Annotated in this window: 8 protein-coding genes; 5 read left to right on the top strand and 3 right to left on the bottom strand. The window is 40.1% G+C overall.

Annotated features, from left to right (window positions below; all coding sequences use genetic code 11):
• The 4 genes from ISX59_RS21280 to ISX59_RS16900 are packed head-to-tail and all read left to right on the top strand — an operon-like array spanning position 1 to position 7961.
• Complete coding sequence (locus tag ISX59_RS21280; RefSeq protein ID WP_250698559.1) at positions 1–1107, top strand: restriction endonuclease subunit S; 1107 nt, start codon at positions 1–3, stop codon at positions 1105–1107.
• 20 nt (positions 1108–1127) lie between these two features.
• Positions 1128–4061, top strand: coding sequence for a type I restriction endonuclease subunit R (locus tag ISX59_RS16910; protein WP_008765405.1), 2934 nt, complete (start codon positions 1128–1130; stop codon positions 4059–4061).
• Between the two features lie 23 nt (positions 4062–4084).
• Entirely contained in the window at positions 4085–5599 is a 1515-nt protein-coding gene (locus ISX59_RS16905) for a hypothetical protein (RefSeq protein WP_118058501.1), read from the top strand.
• Entirely contained in the window at positions 5586–7961 is a 2376-nt protein-coding gene (locus ISX59_RS16900) for a hypothetical protein (protein ID WP_008765406.1), read from the top strand. Before ISX59_RS16905 ends, ISX59_RS16900 begins: the two co-directional genes overlap by 14 nt.
• A 314-nt stretch (positions 7962–8275) precedes the next feature.
• Here the strand turns inward: ISX59_RS16900 and ISX59_RS16895 are convergent, their stop codons facing one another.
• From ISX59_RS16895 to ISX59_RS16885, 3 genes are read right to left on the bottom strand one after another with little or no spacing between them, the layout of a single operon-like run.
• Positions 8276–9463 (bottom strand): porin, encoded by a 1188-nt coding sequence (locus tag ISX59_RS16895; RefSeq protein WP_220576084.1) that lies wholly within the window; start codon positions 9461–9463, stop codon positions 8276–8278.
• Positions 9464–9495: 32 nt separating this feature from the next.
• A complete protein-coding gene (gene ansB, locus ISX59_RS16890; RefSeq protein ID WP_005782137.1) occupies positions 9496–10554 on the bottom strand; it encodes an L-asparaginase 2 in 1059 nt (352 codons plus the stop codon).
• A 43-nt stretch (positions 10555–10597) separates the two neighbouring features.
• Positions 10598–11908 (bottom strand): anaerobic C4-dicarboxylate transporter family protein, encoded by a 1311-nt coding sequence (locus ISX59_RS16885; protein WP_005782138.1) that lies wholly within the window; start codon positions 11906–11908, stop codon positions 10598–10600.
• Between the two features lie 321 nt (positions 11909–12229).
• Between ISX59_RS16885 and aspA the strand changes: the two genes are divergently transcribed.
• On the top strand, positions 12230–13663 hold the full coding sequence (gene aspA / locus ISX59_RS16880; RefSeq protein WP_005782141.1) for an aspartate ammonia-lyase: 1434 nt from the start codon (positions 12230–12232) through the stop codon (positions 13661–13663).
• The last annotated feature ends 60 nt before the right edge of the window (positions 13664–13723 follow it).

Here is a 13723-nt window from a genome sequence, read left to right as displayed (position 1 = left end):
ATGTCGCAATTTATCGAGATATTTTATGGCATGGAAACTACTCCTGTAAAAGATTATATTGATGATTCTTTTCCTGGTGAATGGGGTACTGAAGATAAGGATGGTAATGGAGTAAAGGTTATACGTACTACAAACTTCACAAACTCAGGAAAGCTGAATCTTGCAGATGTTGTTACCCGCAGCATTGAAGATAGGAAGGTAGTTAGAAAGCAAATTAAAAAGTACGATACCATACTTGAAAGATCAGGTGGAACTGCTGATAATCCGGTGGGTAGAGTTGTGCTATTTGAAGAAGATAACTTGTTTTTGTGCAATAACTTCACGCAGGTTTTGAGATTCAAAGACGTTGATCCAAGGTTTGCATTCTATGCATTATACTACTTCTATCAGACAAATAGAACTGCAATCAGAAGCATGGGAAGCAAGACGACAGGAATTCAGAATCTCAACATGAGTAAATATTTGGAAATCGGCATTCCAAATGCATCAGATGAGGATCAGAAAGCGTTTGTTACAATTGCAGAACAAGCCGATAAATCAGAATTTGTTGGTTGCAAATCGCAATTTATCGAGATGTATTATAATACTCATAATAAGCAAACCCTTGAATCGGTTTGTCCAATCATGAATAAGGGGATAACGCCAAAATATGTTGAATCTTCTTCTGTCTTAGTGATTAATCAAGCATGTATCCATTGGGATGGTCAACGTTTGGGTAATATAAAATACCACAACGAGGAAATCCCAGTTAGGAAGAGAATACTTGAATCAGGAGATGTTCTCTTGAATGCAACTGGAAATGGTACTCTTGGACGATGTTGTGTATTTATTTGTCCTTCAGACAATAATACCTACATAAATGATGGACATGTGATTGCCTTGTCAACAGATAGAGCAGTGATTCTTCCAGAAGTGCTTAATACATACCTTTCTTTAAATGATACGCAAGCAGAAATATACAGGCAATATGTAACTGGTTCTACAAATCAAGTTGATATCGTATTCTCAGATATCAAGAAAATGAAAGTTCCTGTTCCTAGTATGGATGAACAAATCTTGTTTGTTGAGGTCCTCACACAAGCCGATAAATCAGAATATTACAATTAGAAACAAAAATATAATAACATATGGCATACTTTAACGAAGAAAATACGGTTGAGCAAATGCTCATTAATGCGGCAGGACAATGCGGTTGGATATATGTGGAACCGCAGTTTGTTCCGAGACTTCCTGATGAAGTTCTTGTTGTAGAATGGCTCATGGAGGCATTGTTGGCATTGAATCCTATTACTGCTGAACAAGCAGAACAGGTTATATATAAACTTCGAGCTTGTATTACAAGTGGAGGAGCTTCTGATGAACTAATTACAGCCAATGATAAGTTCCGCAAGTTGCTGTTTGAAGAGAACTCATACCCATTTGGGGACAATGGCGATAATATCAACATTCGTTTCTTTGCAGGCAAGGATGATGAATATAAGAATCGTTGCATAGTGACTAATCAGTGGGAGTATCCGAGAAAGAGTAAGGAGGGAGGCAAGCGTTTAGACCTTGTATATGTTATCAATGGTATACCTATGGTTATCGGTGAAGCAAAGACTCCTGTTAAGGCGTCTGTAACATGGGCTGATGGTGCTACTGATATTATGCATTACCAGAAGAGTATCCCTGAAATGTTTGTTCCGAATATTCTAACCTTTGCAAGCGAAGGAAGAGAATTACAGTATGCAGGTATCGGATGTCCTATTGACAAATGGGGTCCTTGGTTTGCTGATGAGGAGCGTAAGCATGGTACATTGGAAGATGTTGAGCATAACTATGTATCATTGATGACTCCTGAAAGACTATTGGATATATATCGCTTCTATTCTGTTTTTACAGGAACCTCAGGAGGTAGGAAAATTAAAATTGTATGTCGTTACCAACAATATTTGGGTGGCGAAGCTATTGTTCAACGTGTTTTGTCAACATATACAAAGGGCTCTGGTCCTCGTAAAGGTTTGATTTGGCATTTCCAGGGTTCTGGTAAGTCGTGGTTGATGGTATTTGCGGCTCAAAAACTTCGTCGTCAGGAAGTGCTAAAAGCACCAACAGTTGTGATTGTGGACGATAGAATTGATTTGGAAGACCAAATTACCGGCGATTTCACACGTGCAGAAATACCTAACATTGATAGCATATCATCCAAACAAGAACTGGAGGAAAAGATCCATCAAAGAAAGATTTTGATTACCACTATCTTTAAGTTCGGTGATTTGAATGATGGTGAGGTAATTGATGAACGTGACAATATCATCCTCTTGATGGACGAAGCTCATAGAACCCAAGAAGGAGATTTGGGTAAAAAGATGCGCACAGCATTGCCAAATGCGTTCTTCTTTGGATTAACAGGTACGCCAATCAACCGTAATGACCATAATACATTTGCATGTTTTGGAGCCGAGGAGGATAAATACGGATACATATCAAAATATACATTCCAAAACTCAGTAGCAGATGGGGCCACTCTTGAACTTAATTTCAAGACTGTTCCAGTCGAAATGCATTTGGACGATGCTAAGTTGCAAAAGGAGTTTGATGAGCTTACCGACCAAATTAGCGAGGAAGACAAGAACGAATTGGTAAGAAGAACAAGCGTTGATGCATTCTTTACCGCTGAAAAAAGAATCAATGACGTTTGTAAGTATATTGTCTCTCATTTCAGAGAGTATGTGAAGCCAACAGGCATGAAAGCTCAGGTTGTTGTTTACAATAGAGAATGTTGCGTCAAGTATAAAAAGGCTTTGGATGCTCTTCTTGGCACAGATGACCAAACAACAATTGTAATGCATACTGCTGGAGATAAAGCAGATGAATATAAGGCGTATAAGCGTAGTCGCGATGAGGAAAAGAAATTGCTTGACCAGTTCAGAGACCCATTGTCTCCGCTGAAATTTGTCATCGTGACAAGTAAACTGTTAACTGGCTTTGACGCACCTATACTCCAGTGTATGTATTTGGACAAACCAATGAAGAATCATACTTTGTTGCAGGCCATTTGCAGAACCAATCGTACCTACAATGAAAATAAGAAATGTGGGTTGATTGTTGATTTTGTTGGTGTATTTGAGGATGTTGCTAAGAGTCTTGCTTTTGATGAAGAGACGGTTAAGACCATTGTTCAGAATATCGATGAAATCAAAAGTCTTATACCTACATTCATGCAACAATGTATTGAGTTCTTCCCTGGCGTAGATAGAACTATTGGTGGATGGGAGGGGCTTACTGCTGCTCAACAATGCTTAAAAGATGATGGTGTGAAGACAAACTTTGGACGCCACTTTGCCCGCCTCAATAAAGCGTGGGAGATAGTTTCTCCCGATGCTTGTTTGGCCGAATTCCAAAATGATTATACTTGGTTGGCTCAGGTGTATCAAAGTGTACGTCCTGTAAGTGGTGGTAATCTTATCTGGACTTTGCTTGGAGCTAAGACCATTGAGATTATACATCGCAACATTGAAACTATTGACATTGGTACTCCACTAGAGGATTTGGTAGTTGATGCCGATGTGATAGATGCAGTCCTTGAAGATGAAAAAGCACGTGAGAAGAAGATTGTTGAAGTAGAGAAAATGCTTCGATTGAGATTGGGCGAGCATAAAGGTGATCCTAACTTCAAGAAATTTGCAGAAAAATTGGATGAACTACGTGAACGAATGGAACAAAATCTAATCAGTAGTATTGATTTCTTGAAACAACTTCTTGCATTAGCAAAAGACTTGCTTGAAGAAGAAAAGAAAAAGGATGAGTCCCAGGATAAAAGAGCAAAAGCTCGTGCTGCCTTAACAGACCTTTTCCAAAGTATTAAGACTGAAGAAACCCCAATTATCGTTGAGCAAGTTGTAAATGATATAGATAATGAGGTGGTTAACATTGTACGTCAATTTAATGATGCATTCCAAAGTGTTACAGCCCGTAGAGAAATTAAAAAGAAACTACGCGCTATCCTTTGGGTTAAGTATCAGATAAAAGACAATGATGTATTTGAACGTGCATACCAATATATTGAGATGTACTATTAGTATTTTGTTCATTCTGTTGTACAATGGCACAATACAAGCAATCTGAAATCACAAATGTATTTTGGGCATCGAACGATGGCTTCAAAGGTGGACGTGACCCATTGGGAATCCAGAACAGTTCAATTGCAACCTATAGCAAATTGTTACCTGGGCTCACCAATCTAACCCGTCACATCCGCTATTACAGCCTTTATTGTTGGCTACTTAGTGAATATGACAAATTTGAAGTTGCTGGTCAAACATCTCTGCATCAATATAATTTTATACGTCGTGCAGAGTTGGCAATGGCACTAATTATGAAGGAACAAAATGTTGGTTCTGTGGTTGGAGCTTTGTTTGTTTCACAAGGTAGATATAAGCAAATAGAGGATGGTATTTATGATATTGCAGATGGTGCTGATTATGAATCTAAAGATAAGTACTGGACATTCAAAAGTGGAGCTTTTGGCCAGTACTATCTTGGTTCTCTTATTTATTATGAACTTGTAAAAATTGAAGAAGGCAGATTCTATCTTCGTAACAAAGGAAAAGAGCTAGCTGATGCTGTCAGAAATAGTATTGATGAAAACATCCGGAAATTATTTCTTAAATGTATTCTGGATGGAAGTCTTAAAGAAGAAGCAATAGAAGACTTACAATCTTTAGCTATACATCGCATAAATGTAGGCTCTGAGGAATGGCTGTTCTTGAATAATTTGCTTACGAAAAGTGACGAGGACTCTTCCTTGCGAAGAGAAACAATCTTTTTGCTCCTAAATGATATTTCAAAAGGCGTAGAGATTCAAGAGTTTGTAAAGAATCGTTTTTTGCATATAACTGAAGACGGTAATTTGCATGCCGCATTTGGGTGGTATTTCTATTATTTATGTGAAGGTCTACATTATTGTATTGACTTGTTCTTCTGCTTAATACTTTACAAAATTCATGAATTGCACAATCCTCCAATTGCACTACTTTCTCAAGATATTAAACAATCTTTATTGTCGGTTATAGAGAAAGAGATGAATTATAACTCTCTTGACGAATGGAGGAAAAATGTGAGTGATAATATAAATATAATCTATGATGAGTTAAGGGATTACGTCAGCAAACAAGATTATATTTCTGCAGCAGTACATGCGATAAGACTCCTGTTGAGACTTTATACTGAATTTGAGAATAACTCAAAAGAAATAGAGGAGTTTGAGAAAAAAAATGATTTGAAACGTCAGCGAGGCATACTCAGTGAAGGGTTAAGATCTTATATGGAGCGTTACCTGTCATTCTCTATATCTAGCTTTATAGAATCTCTGATAGTACAAATAATGCAGGAACATACTGTGGTTGCTATTGCTAAAATGGGAAAGAATAATTCAGACCTAAGAAAATTTATTCTTGAGGATGGACGGATTGTTCTAGTAGAGCAACGGTATCCCGTTGAAACATCGCCGCGTATTAATTCTCTATTTAATTTTTTACAAGACATGGGTTATCTTGATGAAGATAATACACTAACTGAGATAGCATCACAATTCATTGAGAATTATGGAAAAGAATGAGCATGCAATATTATTGGATATTCCTAGCGGCGGCAAAAATGGCAAATATCATTCAGCTGTATTGACTACTTATGCCATAGATTTGATACATTTCGATAATCAATTATTGAACATGCTTCATCGTAAGCAAGTATGTAGCATAAATGTGTTTGCCGATACCAATCAAATGGATAAATCTATGGAATATGTATCTCCTATTTATATTAGACATATTGGTAAGGAGTACTCCATTACATCTATAAGTGCTGTCGGAGCTTTTCATCCTAAGATTAATTTCTTTGTAGGAGATGACGCTGTATTGGTTGTGTTTGGTACTGGTAATCTAACAGTTACAGGACATGGAAAAAATCATGAGGCATTTACAGGTTTTATGATAGATGAGACTGATACGACGCATCGTCCTCTCATTGAAGAATGTTGGCAGTATCTCTGCCGATTTACAAAGCAATGTAACGACTATGATCATAATAGAATTCTTCGTGAGATTCCTGAAAATTGTACATTTTTAGATTCCTCTTTCAATATTGTGCCTCATAGTATGTGCAAGGTACAAGAAGGGTTAAATGCTGCTTTACTGTATAATGATTCTCAGTCTGGGATTTTACAACAAATTTCAAATTTAGTGCCATTAAATGAGGTGCAGACTATAACACTTCTCAGTCCATATTTTGATGAATATGGAGAATCATTGATTACATTATCCCAACTTTGTCCGAACTCAACGGTGAATGTTTTGATTCACCAAGATTGTGCTTTGCCACCAAGCGGAATGCTTCCAAATAGCAGTATTCATTTTTATGATTTCAGCGAAACAAAAAGGGGTAAAATAGCTTTTAAAACATATGAACGTCAATTGCATGCAAAGGTTTTGCACTTTAAGACTAATGATGCTGAATATTGTATGGTTGGCAGTGCAAATGCAACATTAGCCGGACTTGGAACAATAACTCACAGAGGCATAAATGAAGAGTTTGGAGTCTTGTATCATTCGACAAAGCAAGATTTTCTATCTACACTTGGTCTGAAAACCAAGAAAAGAATAGATGTGCCAACTAATAGATCCAAACATTCTAATGAAGCTCCTTCTGAAACTGGAAGACGATTAAGACTATTATCCGCTTATTACGAATCAGGTAAATTAAATGTCTATAGCAATGAGGAGATTCCTGATGGAGTACTACTGTCTATCGACAATGGAATTGAGACTCTTGTAAGTGAACTTAAACATGATAAAGGCAATAGATATAGTACTGATATAAAGTTAGCAAAAACTCAATATACATGTTATTTAGTGGATAAAGACAAGAAATCTATATCTAATAAGCTGTTCGTCAATTGGACTGAGTTCTTAGCCACAACAAATCCGTCGAAAATGAGTCGTAATCTTAATAGATTCATTTCTCGTATTGAGAATGAAGGATATGATGGTATGGAGGTTGCTGATATGCTATCTGATGTAATGTGGGACTTAGTTAATGATGCTGGTGAAAAAGTTTCTCCAAAGATTAAAGTTTCATCAGAAGATAAAAGGCAATCTGATTTATCTTTGCCCGAAATAAAATACAATTCGGAATATGACAATGACGATGCAAAAAGTAGCAGGATTTTCCAAATAGATCGTACATCAAGACTGATTGAATGTATTGAGGAGAGTATTAAAAAAAAGATTCGTTCGATAGATGATGCGATCATTGATGAAGAGGAAGAAGGCTCGGCAGAAACAAGCAATAATAGAGAAATAGAAGAACAGGAGGATATCTTCCTCAGCAAGCAACTGTTAAAAGGTTATGGTGAATTATCAACATCTTTGTTAATGAAATATCAGAAGATGATAAGTAAGCGATACGAGCAGGTAAAAGCTACAGGTGATGGCGTTATAACTAGAGATGACTTAAACTTCTTTTCTCTGTCTATGTTTGCTGCAATGGAGATATGTTATCTTAATAAATTTCGTTATAAATTTGACCAAATACCCTATTCATCAAGAAACTTTTCTCAGAAACAGTTTTATGATAGTTTGGAAAGGAGCATAAGTAACGTTGGTCTTGACTCATTGGAAAAATTTGTAAAGTTTTGCAATACAATGAAACTTCCAGCACAAAGAGATGAGAATTTCAATAAAGTTTCGTCTCGTTCTATGAAATATGCAATATTATATGGGACCTTATTTAATAGACTTTCTCACATTGAAACTATACGCATATTGGGTAAACGCTTGCAAAAAGCAGTAGATAGCCTGGCTGTGCTATTCGGTAAACCTTCGTTTGAAACTCTGACAAAAGAGCTTGAACCTTTATCAGAAAGGTATGACTATGTATTTCGCATGAATCATGTTGAAAATATGATTAGAAGTCTTAGCTGATAATTTCGTTCGTTAGAACGAACAAACTACTATTAAATAAGGGAAAGAAAAAACATGGGCAATGATTTTTCCTTGTGTATAGCAAAAAGTTGTGCTTGTTTTCATTTGTTTGTCAAAAAACACATATCTTTGCCATTGATAGCCTCAGATGGTGTGGTTTGTTTGGCTAAAAATCATTCTTTGAAATATAATTGATTGATAATCAAATGAGACACAACTCTTCAATGAAGAGGAGTATTGATACGAACGAATGAATTGAAAATAATAAATAGTCCCGATAAACGATCCGGTTTATCGGGACTGTTTTATTGGTATTAGAACATCGGTAACTGATAGATGAAACCTAAAGACAAACGATTGGTACTGTAGTTCTCCTGTCCCAGTACTTTGGCACGATGTGTGAAGTCGTATGAACGTCCCACGTAAGTCAGGAAGAAATGCAGGTTGGTCTTCATCGGGTAAAACTCTACTCCGGTCAGGTATCCCCAGGAAGTACGGTAGTTACCTTTTTCAATGCCGTCAGTTGCTTTAGTAACCGAAGCGGTTTCGTACATACCTTTTACAAAAGCATTCCATTTCGGGAGGAAACGGTAGTTGAACTTGGTCACCACAGATAAGTAACCGGCGTTGAAAGCATTGTGTCCGCTGGCATTACCCACGATTCCGGTGATAGTACCGTTGCGGTCGATGCCTTCCTGCGAATACATGAAGTCGACAAACATATTGAACTTATCCAGATTCAGCTCGTTGCCCACTGCATAATAGTAGAGGTTCTTGCCTTTGGCTTCACTCATGACGGAGGCTGACCAGCGGGTTTTGAATACCTTATTGAAGTTGCCGTTCCAGTTCAGGGTATAGACCAGTGGCATCTTCCCCGATTTGAGATCCGGCAATTTGCCTTCCGAATCTTCGGTGATTCCGTATGTTTTGTCAAACGAACTGTTACGACTATTCAGAATCTGCAGGTTGAGTTGCTGGGTGGGGGTAATATTATAACCGACGTTCAGTCCGGTCATAAAATTACTCATATTGTCGATCATGTCACTGTATTCGTAAATGTCGATCGGATTCAGGTCGAACTCAAATCCCCCGTATGCGGCACATTGCTTACCGGCAAAGAAAGAGAACTGATCATTCAGTTTCACACCGATTCCGGCATAGTCTATCGAGGTAGGGATGTTATCAATCATTCCTCCTCCTTCGTTCGAACGGTTCAGGCGTTGACGATAGCGGTAAGAGAGCCAGCTGTTGAGATTGCCTTTTGCTTCGATGCGGAGTTGACGCATTTTGAATACTCCTTCGTCGAAACCATCGCGGAAGTTAGCGTCAAAACTACCTTGCATATTGAGGTACAGATTGAACTTATCCGTCTTTTTTTGCACGTTGGCCAGTTCTTCGTACAACGATTTGTTTTCCAGAAACATTTCCTTCTTTTCTGCCTTTTGTGCATATACTCCTTGAATGCTGCCCGCAAGGAGCAGCATTGCCATTAATTTCTTCATAAGTGTTCAGGTTTTATCGGTCCGATGCCCGGTTAGTACTCATTAAAATATTGCTGAATCTGCTTCCAGTCGTTGGTTTTGGTCAGTGCAAGCATCAGCAGTACACGTGACTTTTGCGGGTTCAATTCCTGCGAAGCGATAAATTGATATTGAGCATCATCCACCTCGGCATCCAGTGTCGTAGGTCCGGTCGGTACACGGGATGAACGGACAACGAGTATTCCTTTCTTACGGGCTTCTGTCAGTACCGGGAAAATGTTCTTGTGAATGTTTCCGTTACCTACGCCGGCATGGATAATACCCTTATAATCGTGGTGTAGAAGTGGGGTTACCATATCTGCCTCAATGTTTGAGTAGCTATAAACGATACCTACTTTAGGCAGAGAGTTCAGGTTGGTTACGTCGAACACAGACTGAGTGGTATGCTTTTTCAGTGGGGCTTGGTTGTAAAATACCTTTCCGTTGAAGATATAGCCCAACGCTCCGGAGTTGGGTGCCTGGAAGGTTTGTACATCGATTGTATTCATTTTTAATACACTTTCTGCCCCGAGAATCAATCCGTTCATGGCTACCAGTACGCCTTTGCCTACAGATTCTTTGGCCCCTGCGGTGACTACGGCGTTATAAAGGTTCAGCGGACCATCGGCACTAAGTGCGGTGGAAGGACGCATGGCTCCTACCAGCACCACCGGCTTGTCGCTTTTGACGGTCAGGTTCAGGAAGTAAGCCGTTTCTTCCATTGTATCTGTTCCGTGAGTGATAACGATGCCGTCGATATCCGGACGTTTCAACAACTGGTTGATCTTTTTGGCAAGTATCAGCCATACTTCGTCGTTCATGTCCTGCGAACCGATGCGCACAATTTGTTCACCGGTCACATTGGCAATGTTTTTTAGTTCGGGTACTGCATCCAGCAGTGTACCGATTGCTACTTGTCCGGCTGTGTAATTGGTAGAGGTTGCCGAGCCGCCTGTCCCGGCAATCGTTCCTCCGGTAGCAAGGATGTGAATGTTTGGCTTCTGTGAGAAGGCCATCATTGTGGAAAGCAGTAGTGTAACCACTACAAGGCTTAGTCTTTTTAGTTCTTTCATGACTCAACTGTTATTTAGGTTAAAAAATAGATAGTTCGTATTTTTAAAATACCTGGATGAAGAGCAATCCGAGTACGATAGCTACAACGGTTGATACCAATCCGGGCATCATGAACGAATGATTCAACACATATTTACCGATTTTGGTTGTTCCTGTACGGTCGAAATTGATGGCAGCAACCACCGTCGGATAATTCGGAATGAAGAAGTATCCGTTTACGGCCGGGAACATGGCGATCAGCATATACGGCGAAATGCCGAGGGCGATGCCCAGTGGCATCAGTGCACGTACTGTGGCTGCCTGACTGTAAAGCAGGATAGACATTACGAACAAAGCTATTCCGAATAACCACGGCATCTGCCGAACCAATCCTTCGATAGATTCTGTCAGTTGCCCCATATTGCCTTGCAGGAATGTGTCACCCATCCAGGCTATACCGAAGATGGCGATTACCGCCTGCATTCCTGCCGGGAAAACAGAACCTTGTGTTGCTTTGATTCCATCCGTCTTGGTAATCATCAGGATAAGCGCAGCTGCCGAAAGCATTACGATTTCAATAATGGCAGACATCCCTAATGTAACGGTTTCTCCGTCTATCAGGAAGGTGGGGCGCATACCGTCGAAAGAACCGAAGAATACGATGAAGGCCGTTGCTAAAATGAAAATCAGAACCGAGATCATTGCATTGCGCTTGTTGTGTACGTCCTTAATCTCTACTTTCTTAGAGTTGAAATACCCTTCTGCCAATCGCTTCTGATATTCCGGGTCGTCCACCAGTTCTTTGCCCACTTTCATTGAGAACAGTGCACCTACCAGCACACCGATAATGGTAGCGGGGATTGTTATTTTTAAAATGTCAAATAAAGTAATGTCAAAACCTGCCAGAAGTCCGAGCAAGGCAACTGTGGCAGCCGAAATGGGGCTGGCCGTGATGGCTTGCTGAGAAGCGATAACGGCGATACCGAGAGGGCGTTCCGGACGGATTTTTGTTTCGGTGGCCACTTCGGCAATCACCGGCAGTACGGAATAGGCAACATGTCCTGTACCGGCGACGAAGGTGAACAGATAAGTCACAATAGGACTCAAAAGAGTGACGTGTGACGGGTTTTTACGCAATAACTTTTCTGCCAGCTTCACCATATAGTCCAGTCCGCCGGCTGCCTGCATGCATGATGCAGCCGAAATAACCGCGGCAATCATCAACATTACATCGATCGGAGGGGCTGTGGGTTGCAGTCCGAAGACAAAAGTCAGTATCCCTAAACCTACGCCGCCCATTACTCCGAGTCCGATACCTCCCAAACGGGCACCGATAATAATAGCTGTCAGTACAAAAGCCAATTGTAAAATCATATCTTTCTTTTTTAATTTTTTGGCAAAGATAATTTAATAAATTGTCTCTGAATTGGTAAATGATATGGTAATCAACAAAAAAGAAGTTAATTGGTTTTTGCTGATTTGCATATTTTTTCATTATGAAGGAGATTTTATAAAATATCTCTCAATCGGATGCTATTTACAATATGATACATGTATTTGCTTTATTATACGTAAATCACTCCTTGTTTAAAGTATGTTAACTAAATAGTGAATATGATTGCTTTCAAAACAATATTGCTTAAGTTTGGTTATTATAAACACAGTTAAGATTATAATTGTTAATAAAGATATATTATGAAAGAAGAATTATCGAAAGCAACCCGTACAGAGAGTGATTTAATAGGTGAACGTGAAGTACCCGAAACCGCCTTATATGGCGTACAAACCCTTCGGGGAATAGAGAACTTCCGCATTAGCAAATATCACCTTTGTGAGTATCCGTTGTTTATCAATGCACTTGCCATAACCAAGATGGGAGCCGCTATGGCTAACTTTGAGCTTGGATTGCTGACTGAAGAACAGGCAAATGCCATTCTCCATGCATGTAAAGAAATTCTGGAAGGCAAACATCACGACCAATTCCCGGTAGACATGATTCAGGGTGGAGCCGGAACTACCACCAACATGAATGCCAACGAGGTGATAGCCAATCGTGCCCTCGAACTGATGGGACATAAACGCGGAGAGTATCAATATTGTTCGCCCAATGACCACGTCAACCGTTCGCAGTCCACCAACGATGCCTATCCGACTGCCATCCATATAGGTATGTATTATACGCATCTGAAACTGGTGAAGCATTTCAAAGAAGTGATCGGTGCTTTCCGGAGAAAAGCAGAAGAGTTTGCACATGTGATCAAGATGGGGCGTACACAGTTGGAAGATGCGGTGCCGATGACGCTTGGGCAGACATTCAATGGTTTTGCCAGCATCCTTCAAGATGAAATTAAGAATCTGGACTTTGCTGCACAGGACTTCCTGACAGTCAATATGGGAGCTACTGCCATCGGAACCGGAATTACCGCCGAACCGGAATATGCTACCAAATGCATCGCGGCCCTTCGGAAGATTACCGGGCTGGATATCCGTTTGGCCGACGATCTGATAGGAGCTACTTCCGATACTTCCTGTCTGGTGGGGTATTCTTCAGCCATGCGTCGTATAGCTGTAAAAATGAATAAGATTTGCAATGACTTGCGTCTTCTGGCATCCGGTCCGCGTTGCGGGTTGGGTGAGATCAATCTGCCTGCCATGCAACCCGGGTCGTCTATCATGCCCGGTAAGGTAAATCCGGTTATCCCCGAAGTGATGAACCAGATCGACTATAAAGTGATAGGCAACGACCTTTGCGTGGCTATGAGTGGCGAAGCGGCTCAGATGGAGCTGAATGCGATGGAACCGGTTATGGCACAGTGTTGCTTTGAATCTGCCGATTTGCTGATGAATGGCTTCGATACACTGCGTACTTTGTGCATAGACGGCATTACGGCCAATGAGGAGAAATGCCGGAAAGATGTTCACAACAGTATCGGTGTTGTGACGGCCCTCAACCCTGTCATCGGGTATAAGAATTCTACCAAAATTGCCAAAGAGGCACAGGAGACCGGTAAGGGAGTTTACGAACTGGTGTTGGAACATAACATTCTTTCGAAAGAAGACCTTGATACGATCCTGAAGCCGGAAAACATGATTCATCCGGTTAAACTCGATATTAAGCCTAACAACTGATCCGGGGAATCCGGTCAGCATATTTAAGAAGTTGTATCCCAATCCGGTTACAGTTCTTTC

This window comes from Bacteroides sp. FSHCM14E1, assembly GCF_019633785.1.
Lineage (GTDB): Bacteria > Bacteroidota > Bacteroidia > Bacteroidales > Bacteroidaceae > Bacteroides > Bacteroides hominis.
This window is presented reverse-complemented; position numbering and strand designations above follow the sequence as displayed.

What these genes read in the sequence shown, in the direction of transcription:
- ISX59_RS16905 (WP_118058501.1), top strand. Translation starts at nt 4,085, where the DNA reads ATGGCACAATACAAGCAATCTGAAATCACAAATGTATTTTGGGCATCG.
- ISX59_RS16900 (WP_008765406.1), top strand. Translation starts at nt 5,586, where the DNA reads ATGGAAAAGAATGAGCATGCAATATTATTGGATATTCCTAGCGGCGGC.
- ansB (WP_005782137.1), bottom strand. Translation starts at nt 10,554, where the DNA reads ATGAAAGAACTAAAAAGACTAAGCCTTGTAGTGGTTACACTACTGCTT.
- aspA (WP_005782141.1), top strand. Translation starts at nt 12,230, where the DNA reads ATGAAAGAAGAATTATCGAAAGCAACCCGTACAGAGAGTGATTTAATA.
- ISX59_RS21280 (WP_250698559.1), top strand. Translation starts at nt 1, where the DNA reads ATGTCGCAATTTATCGAGATATTTTATGGCATGGAAACTACTCCTGTA.
- ISX59_RS16885 (WP_005782138.1), bottom strand. Translation starts at nt 11,908, where the DNA reads ATGATTTTACAATTGGCTTTTGTACTGACAGCTATTATTATCGGTGCC.
- ISX59_RS16910 (WP_008765405.1), top strand. Translation starts at nt 1,128, where the DNA reads ATGGCATACTTTAACGAAGAAAATACGGTTGAGCAAATGCTCATTAAT.
- ISX59_RS16895 (WP_220576084.1), bottom strand. Translation starts at nt 9,463, where the DNA reads ATGAAGAAATTAATGGCAATGCTGCTCCTTGCGGGCAGCATTCAAGGA.